A 16,941-nucleotide genomic window follows, 5' to 3' on the forward strand; every position below is an offset into this window, starting at 1 on the left:
AATCAAAAGAAGTAATAGACGCCGAGCATCCACCGATGATTGCGCGCCGTCGCATCGTCGACGAACTTTTGCGTCGTCAATTGATACGAGAGCCCGGTGCGAACCGCCGGGGTAATATCGAAAAAGACATTCGCATCGAAATAGCGGGACTGCTTGTACACTTGCTTGGCCGCCGCCGGCGCGATGAGGCGCGGCATGTTCACGGATATCCCGTGGCTGTAATTCGTCGCGATCGAAATGCGTCCCGCGGGGGGCAGGTAATACTGCAGCCCCACCACGAACGTGCGCCAATGGATGGTGCGCAGCTGCCCGTCGGGATCGTAGACCACCAGCCCGTTGTCGATGTCCGGCGTGTACGTTGGCGCAGGACTCTGGTTGCCCGGGTTGGGGAGCTGCGGAAAGGTCACCCCGGCCGCCGTTTGCAGCTGATCGCCAATCGCGGTCCCAAGGGTGAATGCCCCGGTGAGCGTGAGGCCATTGCCCTTTTGATCGTCACCCTTCGCCGGGATGAGCGGGATCATCGCATTGAAGGTGAGGCCCCAGCTGGTGGCCGAGTTCGTGCGCTGTGGCGTCGCCGAAAATTCGTCCACACGCAGCGAGCGCACGAGCCCCGAGATCCCGATGGCCATGGGATCGACCACCGGCCCGCCCGAGCCGGGCGCATGCACCGCCTTCGCATAGTTGAAATTCACACGAACCGCGGCCTGCCCCTCCGGTACGGCCGAGTCACGCTGCGGTCGCACCGCGGCGATGCCCACGTCGATGTCCAGCGGATCGGTGCGAAACCGATGCGACAGGCGCACCTGCATGGTGCGAAACAGCACCAGATTGGGGAAGGGCAGGTACTGCACCGACGCTGGAAAAAAGTACGGATTTTGCCCGAATAGCGCGTAGCTCTCGCCCGCGATGACATCGACGTAGTCCGTCTCCAGCCGCAGGTACGCGTGGCGGAGACGGAATCCGCCGCTGATGAGCAGGGCGGCCTCGCTCACGTTTTGCGGCTGGTTGCCGAAAAAGTCACCCTCGAGGACGGCTCCCGGCTTGATGCCCATGTAGCGCGGCGCCTCCATTTTGAACCCGAGGCGGCTGTTGCGCGCGGTGAAGTGCGTGCGCCCCTTTTGGCCGCCGAGGGCGTCGTCGCGCTGGAGAACCGCGGACCCGGCGGAGTCGGCATAGCTTCGGGTCGAGTCGTTCATGACGTTGAACTCGATGAAGCCGTAAATGCCAATCCTCCACGCCGAGTCTTTTTCACCAATGCTGATCGTGTATGGCGCGCGCGCAAATTCCGGGCTCGCGGCGAAGCCCCGGCGTTTGCCATTGCCGTTGGGCGCGGGGGTTGGTGATTGCGCGGCCGCTTCCGGGGCGAAGAACATCGCGGCGGCGGCGGCGGCCGTGCGCGAGAACAACCCTGCGCGCATCAACCGACCCGTACGCGGATGCCGCGAAAATGCTCGTCGATGGCCGCGCGGAGCCCGGCCTCGTCTCGATGGCGCAACGCGGTCAGGATGGTGCGGTGCCAGCGTGCCACCATCTCCGGCGACCAATCGGCGACGGGGAGCTCCTCTTCCAGCGCATGGAAGACGCGCCAGAAGACGCGCAGCAGATCCAGAATGAGCTCGTTGCCCAGAGGCCGATACAGCGTTTCGTGAAAGCGCCAATCGGCGTCCGGCGCATATTCACCGCGGTGGGCGCGCGCCTCCATGGCGGCGACGCATTCTTCCAGGCCCACGAAGTCGGCCCGATCGTAGGCGGCCACCACGCGTTGCACGAGGCCGGACTCCAGCACCTCGCGCAGCTCGAGAAGATCGCGAATGTCCGACAGATCGCTCTTGAGCGAGCGCGCGGTTCGAAAGGTGAGCCCCGTTTCCAGCCCGGCCAACGACACCGAGCCGACATAGGTGCCGTAGCCATGCCGGATGTCCACGATGCCCAGTGCCTCCAGCGCCTTCATGGCTTCGCGCAGCGGATGGCGACTCACCCCTAGCTCGGACATCAACTCGAATTCCGTGGGCAGGGGAGAGCCAGGCTCGAGCTTTCGTTCGACGATGAGCTTTTTGATGGATTCCTGCAGCGCTTGCTGGTTGGCGCGTGCGCCTGGCCGTGTTTGTTGCATTTTGATGACGTTCCAGTATTATTTATGTGACATATCACATAGGACGTCCTATGTCATCCGGGACCGGCGAGAAAAGCGATCGGGAAGGAAGCGAATGAGCAAGTCGGTACCCCGTGAACCCACATCGTTTCGTGAGCTCGAGGCCTCCCAGCGCAAAGCATTCTTTGCCGCTTGGCTCGGTTATCTGCTCGACGGGTTCGACTTCATCCTCATCACATTGGTGCTGACGGAAATTGCAAATGACTTCGGGTTGAGCAAAACGCGCGCGGCAACTTTGGTATCGGCGGCGTTCGTTTCGCGGTGGCTCGGCGGGCTAGTGCTCGGAGCGATCGGCGATCGATTCGGGCGAAAGCCCGCCATGATCTTATCCATTTTCGCGTTCTCAATTGGAAGTGCCTTGTGCGGTTTTGCTTGGGGGTATTGGTCACTATTTGCATTTCGCGCCATCGTCGGTTTGGGCATGGCTGGCGAATATGGCTCGAGCACCACCTATGTGATGGAGTCTTGGCCGGTGCATATGCGCAATCGCGCCACGGGCTTTCTGCTTTCCGCCTTTCCCATCGGCACGGTGGTCGCGGCGCTCGCGTATGGCGTCATCGTTCCCGACTTGGGCTGGAGATGCCTATTTTACATCGGACTCATTCCCATCGCGCTTACCTTGTATTTGCGCCGCTCGCTGCCAGAGGCCGAGGAATGGCAGTCCGACGTGGGCAATCGCCGCAACGTCAGCACGTCGTCCATGCTGTTTGCGCCCTCACGGCGCCTGCCCAATGCGGTCCTCGCCATCGGGCTCGCCACGGCCTTGGTGCTGATTTTCAGCCAACACACGGCGGGCTACGGCTGGCTGCTCGCGGTGGCCGCGCTGATGGCGTTCATCGTTTTCGCCATACAGGTGGCCGGTCGGCTGCTGCCGGTGATGCTTGCGGTCATGGCCACCGTATTTTGCGCCTTCCTCTATTCGTGGCCCATTCAGTCGCTGCTGCCGACGTACCTCAAAAGCGAACTTGGATACAGCGCCGTGCAGGTCTCGACCGCGCTGACGTGGGCGGGGCTCGGTTATGCGGCGGGCTCGTGCGTCGCCGGCATCGTGGGTGATGCCCTGGGCACGCGGCGCGCATACGTGGTGGGTCTATTTCTTTCGCTGCTATTCGTCTTTCCCGCCTTTGCTCTGCCTGCGGGCAACGTGGCGCTGCTCTGGGTTCTGCTCTTTGCCATGCAGTTTACCAGCCAGGGCATTTCCGGCCTTTTGCCCAAATACATTGCCGATCATTTCCCAACGCGCTTGCGCGCCGCGGGGCTCGGCTTCACCTACAATGTTGGCGCGTTGGGCGGCGCCGTGGCGCCGTTGGCGGGGACGACGATCGCGGGCCACGTGGGCAACCTCGGCACGGCGTTGATGATCCTCGCGGGCACGCTGACCCTCGTCGTGGCGGCCATCATTGGTTTCGACCTACCGGCCCGTATCGGGCGGGCCTTCAAATCCGATGACGAGCTTTCATCGGACATGACGACAGAAAGGAATACCACTCGTGCAATGTGATTCTCGTTCTCTGCGTGGAGTCATTCCCGCGCTGGTGACACCCATCGACGGCGAGGGTGACGTGGACAAGCGCTCGCTGGAGCGCCTGATCCGTTTCCAATTGGACGCCGGCGTGCACGGCATCTTCGTTGGCGGCTCCAGCGGCGAGGTCGCCTTGCTCGACAGTGTGCAGCGCGGAAACTTGGTAAAGACCGCCGTCGGCATGGTCGCGGGCGCCGTGCCCGTGCTGGTGGGCGCCGTCGATACGGGCACGCGCCGGGTGATCGAGCATGCGCGCAAAGCGGTAGCCCTGGGCGCGGACGCCGTGGTGGTGACCGCACCGTTTTACGTGCGGCCGAATCCGCGCGAAATCGTGGAGCACTTTCGCTTGGTGCAGGCGGCGCTGGGCCACCCCGTGGTCGCGTACGACATTCCCAGCGCCGTCGGCAGCCGGCTCACGCCGGACATCGTCGAGGAGCTCGCCGCCTCGAAGCTGGTGGTCGGCCTCAAAGACTCCAGCGGCGACTTGGTGACCTTCCGCGAGATCTTGCGCCGCACCCGTCGCCTGAACGGCTTTCCCGTGCTCTCCGGCTCCGAGTTGCTGGCCGATGTCGCCATCGAGCTCGGTGCACACGGCCTCGTTCCGGGGCTGGCCAACGTCGACCCGGATGGGTACGTGCGCTTGTTCCAAGCCGCCAGCCATGGCGATCGCGCGAAGGCGCGCGCGGAGCAAGATCGCCTGGCGAAGCTCTTCGAGATCATCTCCGTGGCCGATCTCGGGCGCATTGGCTTCACGGCGGGAGCGCTCGGTGCCTTCAAGGCGGCGCTCGTTCTGCGCGGCATCATCTCGAACGGCGTGACCAACGTGCCCCTTTCGAGCCTCGTCGACCGCGAGCTCGCGGAGGTTGCTACTATTTTGCACGAGACCGGCCTCGCGCCCGATATCCCGCTTCAGGTCGAAGTCGCATAGCGCGGTCCGCCCTTTCCGCTAAGATAGGCGTCCTATCGACGTTACTTATTCTTATCGTCTTAGCGTAAAAGGGAGGACGGAATGCGCTCATTCCGAAAGAGCTGGGCCTATCTTGGGGCCATCGGATTCGTTGCGGGTACATCGTGGGTCGTTGCGTGCAGCTCCGACGGTGGCGGCGGGGGCCCGATTTCTCGGCCGGACGCGGGCCCGGACGCGGGTGGCAAACCGTCCCCCTTGTGCACGTCCGCGCACTTTTGCTTGGAGTATCCATCCGTCGCTTGGGAGAACTTGCACGCTCTCGTCACCACGGCGGGCGGCGACCTTTGGGCCGCCGGCGACTACGGTGTGCTGCTCCACATGCCGAAGGGAGCGCAAACGTGGACGCGGATGGCGAGTCCGGTGTCGGCCTCCCTCCGCGCCGCGGCCGTCACCGGCGAACGCGTTTTCTTCGTGGGCGATCAAGGTACGGTCGTGCGGTGGGATGGGCACCAGCTCACCGTGGACACACTGGAGTCGCGCGTCGACCTTCGCTCGGTGTGGGCCGCGTCGGAGAACGACGTTTGGGCCGTCGGCGGGTGGTCCTCCGCGGACGCAGGCAGCTCGGGCGTCATCTGGCGCTTCGACGGCTCGAGGTGGTCGCCTTTTGCGAGCGCAACCTCGGCCATCATCGAGTCCGTGCATGGCTCCGGGCCCAACGATGTCTGGATGGCCAGCAAGCAGGGTGTGTATCACGTCGTCGACGGCGTCCTGCAGACGGTCTTGTCGGTGCAAAAATCCCACCCGCGCATTTGGGCGCGCTCGCCGCGAGAAGTCTTTCTGAGCAGCTCCGGCTACCCACCGCAGATCGAACGATTCGACGGCACGAATTGGACGAACGAAGTCCTCGAGGTGCCGGTCCGAGTCGAAGGCTTCGTGCCCGCGCCCGACGGTGCGCTTTGGGCCGCGGCGACTCCGTTGATGCGGCGGGAGGCAAACGGCGTCTGGAAATCCGCGCCGGATGTGCAGGCGTTCAAATACGGGGAGGTCCAGGTTCATGCCGAGGCACTGGGCTTCCGTGAGGGAGAACCGTTCGTCGCGGGCGAGAAGGGCCTCCTTTTCCGCGCCAAAGATGTTTTCCATGAGGCGATGACCAGCGGGTTTCAGTATGCCAAGGCATTTCCTGCTGGAAGCATCCTTCAATCCGGCTCCTCCATGCTCACCTACGACACCCAGGGCTTTCATCGGATTCACACCTCCGATCGCGTGGGCGGCAATGTCTGGGTGGCGGCCAATGCCTGGAACGACGTCTTCTTCGCCGTCTCGGGTTCTTCACAGTGGGACGGCGCTCTTACCGTCGAACGCTACGACGGGGCGCAGGTCAAAAAGGTTTATGCGGGAGGGGGTACGTACGATCATTATTGGCCGCTCGAGCTTGCGGCCAATGGCGACCTCTATCTCGGGTACACGAACACGGGCATGCACGCGCCTTATCCAACCCAGTTGGACAAGCTCCCGGCCTCGAGTACCAAGTCAGCACGGGCGGGTTGCGGCTACGGGTGGCCGTGCCGGATCATCGGCTCGGAGCTCCTTCTTCAGTCCGAAAATGGGGCGGGACGGCACCTCGCGCCGGATGGGAGATGCGAAGAGGCGCCCTTCGCATGGTCCGACGTGAGTGGCCCGAATTATCAGAACGTCTATACGCTCCGAAACGACAACGGAACGAGCATCTTCGGGCACTTCGATGGCGCGCAATGGAAGGAGCTCGCGCGCCCCGAAGGCAAGTATTGCGGCGTCTTCTACTTGGCCGACAACGACGTCTGGCTCAAATCGTGCGGCGGCCCCCGCCACATGTTGCGTTGGAACGGTCAGACCTTCGAGAAGCTGCCCATTGGCCTTCCCGAGGGAGAAGGCGATATTTCGCTCGTCTTCGGGACCGATCCGGAGCACCTATGGGTCGCCGACTCGGGGCGCATCTTCCGCTACAAGCCGTAGCGAAACGTCAGACGCGGTGGGCGCTTTTGCGCCCACTTGTCAGTCCCCGCTGGCCGCAATACGAGCATACAGCGTCCGCGCCCGCTCGCGGCCGGCGAACAAGATCAGCGAATCGCGCATCTCCTCGGAAAGGGTGTCGCGCATGGCCGCGTCCAAGTTCGGCGCTGCCTCGGCCCAGAAATTCTCCACCACCGGGACGAAGGGAAAGGGGCGGGGCAGGCGGTTCATGTACATATCCGCGTACGCCCACGAGAGGTCGATCACCGATTGTTCCAGGCGGCCGCTGGTCTTCAGCAATTCGCCAATGCGCCGTTCGAGATCGGCCTCGTTCTCCACGTCGATCGTGAAGCCCTTTCGTGCATAATGCACTTGGGTCGCTACCACCGAGGGCACGCCGCGCATGGCCAGCTCGAGGCCCGTGGTGGAGCTGTAGACCAGGCCCACGGAGGTCATCTTCATCAACGCGTAGGTGTTGACCTTTTGATCGCTGGCGATGAAGCGGAAGTGGGCCGGAGGCTGCGGGATCGCGCGTTCGTACATCTCCTTCGCCGTCTCATTCGCGCCGAGGATAATCTCCGCGGGATGTGCGCGAATGACCACTTGGCAGTCGTCTCGTCGGGCGAGGATGCGAAGCGTCGACTCGAACCAGGCACCCAACGTCGAGAACGCGCCAGGGGTTCCGATGACCGCCGTGTCGAAGGGCACGTTGGGCAGCACCAGCACGATGGGCTTACCTTCGTCCAGCGACAGCGAACGGCGCAGCTCCTCGCTCGAGACCAGCGGGGAGGTTTGGTACTTCAGCGCGAAATCCTTCCACTCCGTGCCCTCACGCGTGGCCATCGATTTGAGGACCCGCTCCCGCGCACGCTCGCTCGGCTGCTTGGGCGAGAGGCTCCACATCCTCTCCTCGAACCGCTCGAACACCGGGCGGTCCAGATTGAGCATGCAGCTGTAACGCTTCTCCCAAAATTCGTAGGTGACGTAATCCAACTTCGCCGCGTTGCAGGCGCGGGCGAAGGAGGCGAACTCGAAAATCATCCCATTTGGAATGATGGCCGAGTCGAACCGCTCGCGCGCGAGGAGCGAGCTTGCCAGTCGATAGGCCCTGGCATTTCGCTCGAGGCGAAATTCGTAAAGCTCCCTTTGGCGCCCGCCCGGTCCAATGTCGATTTGTTCACGCTTGGCCAAATAATGAACATCGAGCCGCGAAGCATTTTCGACGTTCGCGGCCGGCTCGCTCGGTCCGTCCTCGGGGAGATTCGCCAGCTCGATACCGCGAACGGGGCCCGAAGAGGGCAGGGCGCGCCGGTAGAGGGTCGCGACGATGCGCTCCACCGCGACCTCCGCGTGCGGCTGCGAGAGCGGGACGGCCAGCACGTGCGGCAGCCAAGCAATGGAGACTTCCGCGCCGCGGGCCGCCAGCGCGAGCGCCATGGCGCACGACGTGTCGAACCATTGTATTTTGTAGGCAAAAATCAGGATTTTGCGTCCGGCGAGATCTCCCGGTTTCGAGGCGGCCTGCAGGAGGGGGCCATAGTGCGCGAAGGCCTTGCGTATCCCGTGCGCTTGCTTCACGTACGCCTTGGTGATCGCAAGCGATTGCACGACGTTGCCGGCCCGGCCCTTCCTGGGAATGAGTTGTTTCCACGAGGGCCTGCCCAGAAAATCCAGGAGTGAATCGGTCGGTTCGCTCATGATCGTGCTGTGGTTTCCCCCGCGTTTCCTTAGCCTCTACGCCTTCGCTGGAGCAAGGAGAGTGTGAACAGCCCGGTCAACGCCACCGCACCGATGGTCGCGCTCTGGACGGGCGTGACCGACAGGTCCCACCCGCCCGACGTCTCGTTGCCATCGTCGTTCGCGGATGCCGCATGGGCGCTTCCAGATGCCGCGGCAAACGCGACCAAGGTGGCGACGAAGAACGACGATTGCCACGCACGGTGGCGGAAATGATGAAGTTTCACGAACGTGTCCCTTTCAAGCCCCCCTCGACTGCCGTGACCATGCAGAATTGGGCCAGCGGGTGCAAATCCGTCCGGGTTACAACTCGGTAACCTCTTCGATGACATCGCGCAACGCCTCGGTGACGGTGCGCTTCGGTTGCCAGCCGAGCGCGCGCAGCTTGGCTGCGTCGCCGACCAGATATGGAATTTCCGCAGGGCGGAATCGCTCGGGCGAGACCGTGGGCTCGACATCGACCCCCACCAGGTTTCGCAGTTCGCCGAGCACGGAGAGGATGCTCCTGCCCGTGCCGCTCCCGACGTTGTACGCCTCGCCGGGCGCTCCGCGAAGGAGCAAAAGCCGATAGGCCTCCACCACGTCGCGGACATGAGAGAAATCCCGCACGGGCTCGAGATTCCCCACTTCGAGACGCGCTTCGATCTTCCCGGTGCGGATGGCCAAAAGCTGTCGTGCGAACGACGGCACGACGAAGTGCGCCGCTTGCCCCGCGCCCAGATGATTGAACGGGCGCGCCACCACCACGGGCAGACCGTAGCTTCGGAAAAACTGACCCGCTGCCGTCTCCGCCGCCGCTTTCGAGGCGGCGTACGGACTCGATGGCGCCAGGGGCGAGGTCTCCGTTGCGTGCTGTCCTTCGGAAATTTTCCCGTACACCTCGCCCGAGGAGACCACGACGGTGCGGGCGGCCGGTGCCGATTTTCGCAGCGCCGCAAGAATGTTCACCGTGCCGAGCACGTTCACCGCGAAGGCGCGTGCCGGATCCGCATGGCTTTGCGCCACCGAGCTGAATCCGGCGAGGTGCACCACGCCTTCGGGCCGGTACTCGTGCACCGCACGCGCGACGGCCTCTCCATCGGTGAGATCGATGTTGGCGGGGCCAGGGGTCTCCGGGCCGCGAAGCTCGAAAACATCGGCGCCGTCGTCACGAAGGTGACGGCACAGATGCTTCCCGACGAATCCGTCGGCGCCAGTGACGAGGATACGCACGGCTCAATCTCGCTTGAGCCGTTCGATATCTGCGTCGACCATCATCTCGACGAGTTCTTTGAACCGCACCTTGGGCTCCCAACCGAGCTGCTTTTTGGCCTTGTCATAATCGCCAATGAGCAAGTCGACCTCCGCGGGACGGATGAATGCTGGATCGATCTTTACGTGTTTTTGCCAATCGAGATCGGCCCGGCCAAATGCGATTTCCACCAGCTCTTTGACGGTGTGCGTTTCACCGGTGGCCACGACGTAATCATCGGCCTTGTCCTGCTGGAGCATGAGCCACATGGCTTCCACGTAATCGCCGGCAAAACCCCAATCGCGCTGGGCGTCGAGGTTCCCCAAGCGCAACGTGGTGTCCAGCCCGAGGCGGATGCGCGCCACGCCGTGGGTCACCTTGCGGGTGACGAATTCCAATCCACGCCGCGGCGATTCGTGGTTGAAAAGGATTCCGCTGGCCGCGAACAGATTAAACGATTCGCGGTAATTGACCGTGATGAAGTGGCCATACGCTTTGGCCACGCCATACGGCGAACGCGGATAGAACGGGGTGCTCTCCCGCTGGGGCGTTTCGCGCACGTGGCCGAACATTTCCGACGACGACGCTTGGTAAAAGCGCGTTTCCGGGGCCGTGTGCCGAATGGCCTCGAGCATCTTCGTCACGCCCAGGGCGGTGAACTCGCCGGTGAGCACCGGTTGGTTCCAGCTCGTGGGCACGAACGACTGCGCCGCGAGGTTGTACACTTCGTGCGGTTTGATCGTCGCGAGGAGCGCTGCGAGCGAAAATTGATCGAGCAAGTCACCTTGGTGCAAGGTGACTTTTTCGCGAATGTGCGCGATGCGCTCGAATTTCTCCTCGGACGAGCGGCGCACCATTCCGTGTACCTCGTAGCCTTTTCCGAGAAGAAACTCGGCGAGGTAACTCCCGTCTTGCCCGGTGATGCCGGTGATGAGTGCGCGTCGTGTCATGATTTCACTGTTTGGAGACGCCCACGCCTTCGTAGACGAAGCCCTGCTTGCGGAGGCCGTAGGTCGACCAGATGTTGCGACCATCGAGGATCAGCGGGCGGCGCAGAAGGGTCTTCAGGCGCTCGAAGTCCGGGTTCTGGTATTGCCGCCACTCCGTGACCAGGACGAGGGCGTCGGCATCCTTGGCCGCATCGTACTGATCTTCCACCAGTTGAATGCGGTCGCCGTACAGCGCGCGGGCGTTCTGCATACCCTCGGGATCGTGCGCGACGATTTCCGCGCCCTCGGTGAGGAGCACGTCGATGAGCATCAGCGCGGCGGATTCACGCACGTCGTCGGTGCGCGGCTTGAAGGTGAGGCCCCAGAGGGCGATGCGCTTGCCGCGAAGATCGCCATCGGTGTGCGACTTCAGCTTGCGCGCCAAGAAGCCCTTCTGACGCTCGTTCACGCGGTGGGTGGAGACGGCGAGGTCGAGCTCCAAGCCGTGCTCGCGGGCCGTGTGCACGAGAGCCTGCACGTCCTTCGGAAAGCACGAACCGCCGTAGCCCGGGCCCGCGTAGAGGAACTTGGGGCCGATGCGGACGTCGCTTCCCACGCCATGGCGAACTTCGTGGATGTCCGCGCCCACCTTTTCGCAAAGGCTGGCGATTTCGTTCACGAAGGAGATGCGCATCGCCAACATCGTGTTGGAGACGTACTTGGTGAGCTCCGCGCTGGCCGGTGCCATCCAGATGATGCGATTCCGGTCGAGACACACGGGGTGGTAGATGCGCTCCATGATGTCGCGCGCGAAGGTGTCGTCGGCGTCGCAGCCGAGCACCACGCGATCGGGGCGGAGGAAGTCGTTCACCGCCTCGCCCTCTTTGAGGAACTCGGGGTTCGAGACGACGTGGACCTTGTGCTTGGCGTTCGCGACGATGCGACGGGCTCGGGCGTTCGTTCCGACGGGAACCGTGCTCTTGAGGACGAGCACCGTTTCCTGCTGCACGTTGGCGGCAACGGTCTCGGCCACTTTGTCGACCGCGCTGAGGTCGGCGCCGCCGTCGCTGCGGGGCGGGGTGCCCACGCCGACGAAGACGACTTGCGCACCCGCAACGGCGGCGGCGGTGTCGTCCGTGAACGTGAGGCGGCGCGCTTTGATGTTGCGGGCGAGAAGCTCCTCGAGACCCGGCTCGAAGATGGGGCATTCGCCTTCCCGGAGGCGTTGAACCTTGGCCTTGTCGATGTCGACGCAAACGACATCGTTACCCATCTCGGCGAATCCTGCGCCGCTCACCAGGCCGACGTATCCGGTTCCCACCATGCAAATGCGCATCGAAAAGCGTCCTTTCGAAAAGAATCAGAAGACGTCCTACAATGGGCTCGCCGACGCCGCAAGCGGCGAGCCATTGAAGCTGGCTTGGGTGTTCACCCCGGTTCACGGCGTAGAGTGTATATCCGCGACCACACCGCAACCGTAATCGAGTACTCGCTTACCAGCGCCCGCCGCAGGCTACGGCGGGGACCCTAGGTCGCTACGGATCGCTTGTCAATCTAGCTAGTTTGGCTTGCGCGATGGAACGGATTCGTCTTTCCACGGCCCATGCAACTGTGAATCCGAGCGCCTCGAGCTGCTTTTCGCGCCGGTCGGACGCGGCACGGGCCAGTATGCGAAGCATGAAATGGGGGGCAGGTTTGAATAAGACGTCATCGTCGTGCATCAGAGCCCGGACCGCTCGTCTGTAGGTACGTCGCGGAGCGTCCGCGAGCCGAGTTCGCACCTCGTTCCAGCGTGGCGCGCCCCGTTCGGCAAGCCAATCGGCGACGATCCACGTGAGGGCAGCGACCCCATGTTCGGCGGCCAGTGCCGCGAGGTGCTCGGGATCGAAGCCTGCGCGCAGGGGCAAGAGCTCCAAATCGCGAAGGGCCCATTGCGCGGCGCCGACGATCTTGTCCTTGTAGACATTCACGACCAAGAGCAACGCGTGGTCGTGCATGTCGGGTTGCAAATGCGAAAAGCCGAAGGGCGCCTCGTGCACGGTGGCACGCGACAAGATGGTTTCGATTGGCAAATTGCATAAGCCGCGTGGTCCGATATGCGCTTCGAATTCGACCATCATGCCGTCGATGTCGAAGACGATATTGCGCGAGGTGCGCGACACCTCGAGCAGGCGGAAGCCGGAGCGGAGGCCGAGCGCCTGGAGGCGGGCGAAGTCGCGCGGGGTGACGCGCAGGTCGACGTCTTGAATGCGCCGCTCACTCGGGTCGTCGTAGAGCCAGCGGGCGGTGAGCACGCCTTTCACCGGTAGCGCTCGGATGCCGTCGGCCTCGCACACCTGCAGGACGCGTCCGAGGACGCGCCGGGCATGTTCGTGTTGCGACCAGATGGCCGCGCGTTCGGCTACCTCAGGGTGCATGGGAGCTGGTCATGGGTCGTACCACGGCACGCGTGTGCGGTGCTTGTGGGTGTCATTCAACGTGGTGCATCTTTTGTTGCCGTTCGACAGAAGAGCGAAACGATTGAAAATAAGGTAGGCCATTAAGAGTAAGCGATGAAACACGACGAGGATGGCTGGCAGCTCGAGTCGGTTCCCTTCGAGGACGAGACGGATCCCAGCTTTCCCTCGCGGTTGGGGGAACGTGGCGCGGCGCAAGGCTCGTTGAATGTTTCGGGCTCGCCGCGCATCGACCGAACTAACCCTCATTTTCTGTGGCCGGCGAGCAAGCCTAGCCAGGAGCCCGAGTCGAAGATCGTGACGAAGCCGGTGTCGAAAGAGCCCACCCAGGTGGGGTTGGGCGAGAAGAGTCCGAAGGAGGCCGTCACGCAGGACGCGCCTGTGAGTCGTGAGTCGGCCGTGTCGGGCGGCCAGCCGTCGGGCGATGCGCCGCCGGTAAGCTCCGCGCAGCGTGAGCTGGACAAGAATCTGTTGCTCGCGGGCATCGCCCCCGCGCTTGCGCCCGACGAATCTGGGCTGCGCGAGCGGGTGAAGGAGGACGACGACGAGCGGGCCCGCCGTGAGCGCAACGAGTCGATCGACGAGCTGATCGATGGCCTCCCGTTCGAGGCTGCACTGCCGCGGAAAAAATCCGCGCGGCGCATACGCGAGGAGGAGGAATCGCGTCCGCGCCGGCCGCCGCTTCCGTCGCTGACGGCGCAGGGGCCCTTGCACACGGGTACGGGCGACATCGCCGCCGCCCTTCGCGAAAGGGCGGAGCGCGCGAAGGTCTCGCGCAGTGGGTCGTTGGTGCCCGCGGGGTTGTCGCAAGGGCGCACGCCCATCATCGGCGGCATGGCACTTCTTGCAGGGCTGATCGTGGCGGCATTTTTCGTCGCGCGCTCGACGAACCCCACGCCGGCCGCGCCCTCGGCGGCAAGCGCACCGGCCGCGGTTACTGCCGCGACCGCCCCTATCGAGAACATTCCGCCGCCGGCAGCCACGGCGGCCACGCCGACGGAGGCCGAGAGCGCGGCGGTGCCCGTGGTGGTCACGGCGCCGAGTGCATCGGACAGCGCGCGCGCAAGCGCGAGTGCGGCACGCGCGCGCAATGCGAACGGTGCTCCGCATGCGAAGCGCGCGTCGCAGGGTGGTGAGGGGACGGGCCTGGACACGAGTTCGCTGGACAGCCCGTCGTCCGGCGCAGGCAAACGGCCACGCGCCGCTGCAACGGAGGAGCCCGCGGCACCGCCCGCCTCACCCGTACCTTCTTCGGACGATAAGCTTCTGACCGGCCATTAGGTCTCGACGACGTCCCGAGTGAGATTTCGATCGATCCGGGGCGGTGAGATCCATCAAGATGGCGGCCGTGCTTCGTTTCTTATCGAGTCCTCGTCACGTTCTCGCAGGTGCCATCGCGGCACTTCTTCTGGTTCCCGCAGCCGCCTCGGCGCAGACCCCTGGTGCCGGCGGTAGTGGCGCGAGCACCACGGCCATTCGTGAGGCCGAACAACGATTCGAAGAGGGCAAGACCCTCTTCTCGCAGCGACGCTACGCCGACGCGCGTCTCAAGTTCGAGCAAGCGTGCGCCGTTCACCGCACGGTGAATTGCCCGAAGAATCTCGGCCTGGCCGAGTTCGAGCTGGGGCAATACGTGGAGGCCACGACGCACCTTCGCGAGTTCTTGCAAGGTGTGCGCGTCTCGGGTCCTGCCGCTGCCGGTCTCGATGCCGAAGGGGTGGCGGTGATCCAAAAGAAGTACACCGACGCCTTCATGCATTGCGGCCACCTCGAGGTCTCCGCGCCCGCCGGTGCGACCGTCGTCGTGGAAGGCCGCAACCTCGGCACCGCACCCCTGCGCGATACGGTCGACGTTCCCGCCGGCGACCACACCGTCGAAGCCCACACCGACCGGGGTATTCTGCGGCAAAAGGTAACGGTGGCCCAAGGCGAAGTGGCCCCGGTCAAGTTGAGCGAGCCCAATGCAGGGGCGCAGGTCAAAGTCGACGCGGATTCATTGCGCGCCGATCGCCCCGGTCACTCGAGCGCCAGGACAGTGGTCTTGGTTTCTCTCTACGGTGCAGCGTTGCTTGCGACCGGCGCCGGCATCGGGCTGACATTGCACGCCGAGGCCCGCAAGGGCGACGCCGACGACCGCCGCGGCGACTTGCCGAGCAACGGCTGCACCGGCGTGAGCTCGGCCCAATGCGACGATCTTCGTTCCCTGCGGGACACCTACGACGCCGACAAGCGCTGGGCGACGGCGGCCTTCATCGGCGCCGGCGTCTTCGCCGCGACCGCGACGGTCATGTTCTTCGTCTGGCCGAACACGGTCAACAACGAGCGTCCCGCAGGCAGCAAGAGCACAGGGGGCCGCACCGCCGACGGTGGCGGCATGAAGGGCCGTGTGGTGCCGATGCTGGCCCCCGGCCTCGGCGGCCTCGGTTACGCCGGCACTTTTTGAGAGATTTCGAGGAACGGGAGAGAGAGCGGATGCGAGTCTCGAAGAGGCGCATGGTTGCCACGTTGGCCGGCTTGAGTGAAGTCGTGGGGGCAAGGTGGTTCCGCACCGCGGTGGTGCTGACGGGGGTGATGGGAGCGGGTGTCGCTCTCGGCGGCGTCGGATGCAGCTCCGCCGACTGCTCCTTCGACGCGACATGCCTGGACGCCGTTGGCGACGCGGGTAGCGACGCCGGGGTGGTGTGGCCCGCCGGATGCACCCCTGGCGCCGAGCCGAAGGACGACGTCGAGTGTTTATCGGATTCGATTGGCACATTCGTGTCTTCACGCGGTAGCGATGAAGATGGGGTCGGCGACGGTTCAAGGGGTAAGCCGTTCCGGACTGTGCGTAAAGCGTTAGGTCTCTATTCGAAGCAGGTACATCGTATTCACATTTGCGAAGGGGACTATCGAGGAAACCTCGTATTCGAGGCGCGTCATAGTGGGTTGGAGATCTATGGCGGCTTCTCGTGTGACCCTGATTGGCACTACACGGGAGTGCTCAGCAAGCTCAAAGCGGAGGACACCAACCTTCCCGCGGCTCAATGGAAGGGGCTGACCGCCAGCAAGGTGCGAGATGTGGAGTTCTCCACCGAAGCGGCCACGAAGGATGGGGGGTCGAGCATCGCGGTGTTCGCGTCGAACAGCACTGTAGATATTGCGCGGGCGAGATTGAGTGCGGGGGACGGAAAGAAAGGAGTCAATGGTGTATTAGTCCCCTTTGTATTTCGTTCTGCCACGGATCTACAGGGCAAGGGTGGTGGGCCGCTGGCCGGGGGACCGCCTACGCCAATCCAATGCCAGGGTGATCTGAAATCGGAGGGAGCCAAAGGGGGCGACAGGGACGGAAACGGCGGGGAAGGCTCTCCGAGCGTTTCCGGCAGCGGCACCGCGGGAACGAATCAGGCGTGCCTCGCAGGGACGCCTGGAGGTACGGGCGGAAAGGGTGCTGATGGCACCGCAGGAGACAACGGCGCTACCGCAGACAAATACGGTGAGCTCACGGCGGATGGCTGGCAACCGCGAGCGGGTGGAAATGGCAAGGATGGAAGGCCCGGGCAAGGCGGCGGCGGTGGTGGTGGCGGAAGCACCGGTGCCGGAGGTGGCGGCGGTGCGGGTGGATGCGGTGGTAGCGGGGGGCCGGGCGGTCAATCCGGAGGCTCGAGCATCGCTCTCGCGTCGTTCGGTTCCACTATGAACATCGTGGACACCATATTGGTTGCGGCGAATGGCGCGAACGCCGGGAACGGAGTCAAAGGCCAGGGGGGGCAGACGCCCGGAGGAAATCGCGGAGTCGCCGACGCCAACGGGAATGGCTGCAATGGCGGGAGCGGCGGTGGTGGCGGAGCAGGCGGCACGGGGAGTGGCGGTGCCGGTGGGATTTCCGTAGGAGTGCTCTGGAGTGGCAAGGAGCCGACCCTCGATGCTTCGACACGAAATCGAATCAACTTCGGGAGCGCTGGTTCCGGTGGGAAGGGCGAGCCTCCTACACAACCGGGCGTCAACGGCGTTGCACAGGCCGTGCTCGCACCCTAGCGGA

At 64.1% G+C, this 16,941-nt stretch carries 15 protein-coding genes; 7 read left to right on the forward strand and 8 right to left on the reverse strand.

Going from position 1 to position 16,941, the window contains the following annotated elements; genetic code table 11:
- Positions 1–2: 2 nt before the first annotated feature.
- Positions 3–1,418 carry a hypothetical protein gene (locus LVJ94_14300; protein ID WXB08404.1) on the reverse strand — a complete coding sequence of 472 codons (1,416 nt, stop codon included), beginning with the start codon at positions 1,416–1,418 and terminating at the stop codon, positions 3–5.
- Positions 1,418–2,113 (reverse strand): FadR family transcriptional regulator, encoded by a 696-nt coding sequence (locus LVJ94_14305; GenBank protein WXB08405.1) that lies wholly within the window; start codon positions 2,111–2,113, stop codon positions 1,418–1,420. The genes LVJ94_14300 and LVJ94_14305 overlap by 1 nt, the downstream gene beginning before the upstream one ends.
- Before the next feature lie 94 nt (positions 2,114–2,207).
- Here LVJ94_14305 and LVJ94_14310 point away from each other — a divergent pair, with 94 nt between their 5' ends.
- The 3 genes from LVJ94_14310 (at position 2,208) to LVJ94_14320 (ending at position 6,573) form a co-directional block, all read left to right on the forward strand.
- Positions 2,208–3,653, forward strand: coding sequence for a sialate:H+ symport family MFS transporter (locus LVJ94_14310; GenBank protein ID WXB08406.1), 1,446 nt, complete (start codon positions 2,208–2,210; stop codon positions 3,651–3,653).
- Entirely contained in the window at positions 3,643–4,602 is a 960-nt protein-coding gene (locus LVJ94_14315; GenBank protein WXB08407.1) for a dihydrodipicolinate synthase family protein, read from the forward strand. Before LVJ94_14310 ends, LVJ94_14315 begins: the two co-directional genes overlap by 11 nt.
- 81 nt (positions 4,603–4,683) lie before the next feature.
- Positions 4,684–6,573 (forward strand): hypothetical protein, encoded by a 1,890-nt coding sequence (locus LVJ94_14320; protein ID WXB08408.1) that lies wholly within the window; start codon positions 4,684–4,686, stop codon positions 6,571–6,573.
- Between the two features lie 39 nt (positions 6,574–6,612).
- Here the strand turns inward: LVJ94_14320 and LVJ94_14325 are convergent, their stop codons facing one another.
- The 6 genes from LVJ94_14325 to LVJ94_14350 form a co-directional block, all read right to left on the reverse strand.
- Positions 6,613–8,268, reverse strand: a complete 1,656-nt coding sequence (locus LVJ94_14325) for a hypothetical protein (protein ID WXB08409.1) — start codon at positions 8,266–8,268, stop codon at positions 6,613–6,615.
- A gap of 29 nt (positions 8,269–8,297) precedes the next feature.
- Positions 8,298–8,534: a hypothetical protein gene (locus tag LVJ94_14330; GenBank protein WXB08410.1), complete on the reverse strand. Its 237-nt coding sequence runs from the start codon at positions 8,532–8,534 to the stop codon at positions 8,298–8,300.
- Positions 8,535–8,610: 76 nt separating this feature from the next.
- The gene (locus tag LVJ94_14335; protein WXB08411.1) at positions 8,611–9,519 is read right to left on the reverse strand and encodes a GDP-mannose 4,6-dehydratase; all 909 of its coding nucleotides are present in this window, start codon (positions 9,517–9,519) and stop codon (positions 8,611–8,613) included.
- Between the two features lie 3 nt (positions 9,520–9,522).
- Positions 9,523–10,491, reverse strand: coding sequence for a GDP-mannose 4,6-dehydratase (gmd, locus tag LVJ94_14340; protein WXB10714.1), 969 nt, complete (start codon positions 10,489–10,491; stop codon positions 9,523–9,525).
- Position 10,492: 1 nt separating this feature from the next.
- Positions 10,493–11,803 (reverse strand): UDP-glucose/GDP-mannose dehydrogenase family protein, encoded by a 1,311-nt coding sequence (locus tag LVJ94_14345; protein ID WXB08412.1) that lies wholly within the window; start codon positions 11,801–11,803, stop codon positions 10,493–10,495.
- A 199-nt stretch (positions 11,804–12,002) separates the two neighbouring features.
- Positions 12,003–12,884: a nucleotidyltransferase family protein gene (locus LVJ94_14350; GenBank protein ID WXB08413.1), complete on the reverse strand. Its 882-nt coding sequence runs from the start codon at positions 12,882–12,884 to the stop codon at positions 12,003–12,005.
- Between the two features lie 135 nt (positions 12,885–13,019).
- Here LVJ94_14350 and LVJ94_14355 point away from each other — a divergent pair, with 135 nt between their 5' ends.
- The 4 genes from LVJ94_14355 (at position 13,020) to LVJ94_14370 (ending at position 16,937) form a co-directional block, all read left to right on the forward strand.
- A complete protein-coding gene (locus LVJ94_14355; protein ID WXB08414.1) occupies positions 13,020–14,204 on the forward strand; it encodes a hypothetical protein in 1,185 nt (394 codons plus the stop codon).
- A gap of 67 nt (positions 14,205–14,271) precedes the next feature.
- Entirely contained in the window at positions 14,272–15,366 is a 1,095-nt protein-coding gene (locus tag LVJ94_14360; protein WXB08415.1) for a PEGA domain-containing protein, read from the forward strand.
- 1,071 nt (positions 15,367–16,437) lie between these two features.
- A complete protein-coding gene (locus tag LVJ94_14365) occupies positions 16,438–16,599 on the forward strand; it encodes a hypothetical protein (GenBank protein ID WXB08416.1) in 162 nt (53 codons plus the stop codon).
- 5 nt (positions 16,600–16,604) lie between these two features.
- Positions 16,605–16,937 carry a hypothetical protein gene (locus LVJ94_14370; protein WXB08417.1) on the forward strand — a complete coding sequence of 111 codons (333 nt, stop codon included), beginning with the start codon at positions 16,605–16,607 and terminating at the stop codon, positions 16,935–16,937.
- Positions 16,938–16,941 lie beyond the last annotated feature (4 nt).

Source organism: Sorangiineae bacterium MSr11367, from assembly GCA_037157805.1.
GTDB lineage: Bacteria > Myxococcota_A > Polyangia > Polyangiales > Polyangiaceae > Pendulispora > Pendulispora rubella.

What these genes read in the sequence shown, in the direction of transcription:
- LVJ94_14300 (WXB08404.1), bottom strand. Translation starts at nt 1,418, where the DNA reads ATGCGCGCAGGGTTGTTCTCGCGCACGGCCGCCGCCGCCGCCGCGATG.
- LVJ94_14305 (WXB08405.1), bottom strand. Translation starts at nt 2,113, where the DNA reads ATGCAACAAACACGGCCAGGCGCACGCGCCAACCAGCAAGCGCTGCAG.
- LVJ94_14310 (WXB08406.1), top strand. Translation starts at nt 2,208, where the DNA reads ATGAGCAAGTCGGTACCCCGTGAACCCACATCGTTTCGTGAGCTCGAG.
- LVJ94_14320 (WXB08408.1), top strand. Translation starts at nt 4,684, where the DNA reads ATGCGCTCATTCCGAAAGAGCTGGGCCTATCTTGGGGCCATCGGATTC.
- LVJ94_14325 (WXB08409.1), bottom strand. Translation starts at nt 8,268, where the DNA reads ATGAGCGAACCGACCGATTCACTCCTGGATTTTCTGGGCAGGCCCTCG.
- LVJ94_14345 (WXB08412.1), bottom strand. Translation starts at nt 11,803, where the DNA reads ATGCGCATTTGCATGGTGGGAACCGGATACGTCGGCCTGGTGAGCGGC.
- LVJ94_14350 (WXB08413.1), bottom strand. Translation starts at nt 12,884, where the DNA reads ATGCACCCTGAGGTAGCCGAACGCGCGGCCATCTGGTCGCAACACGAA.
- LVJ94_14355 (WXB08414.1), top strand. Translation starts at nt 13,020, where the DNA reads ATGAAACACGACGAGGATGGCTGGCAGCTCGAGTCGGTTCCCTTCGAG.
- LVJ94_14365 (WXB08416.1), top strand. Translation starts at nt 16,438, where the DNA reads ATGGCAAGGATGGAAGGCCCGGGCAAGGCGGCGGCGGTGGTGGTGGCG.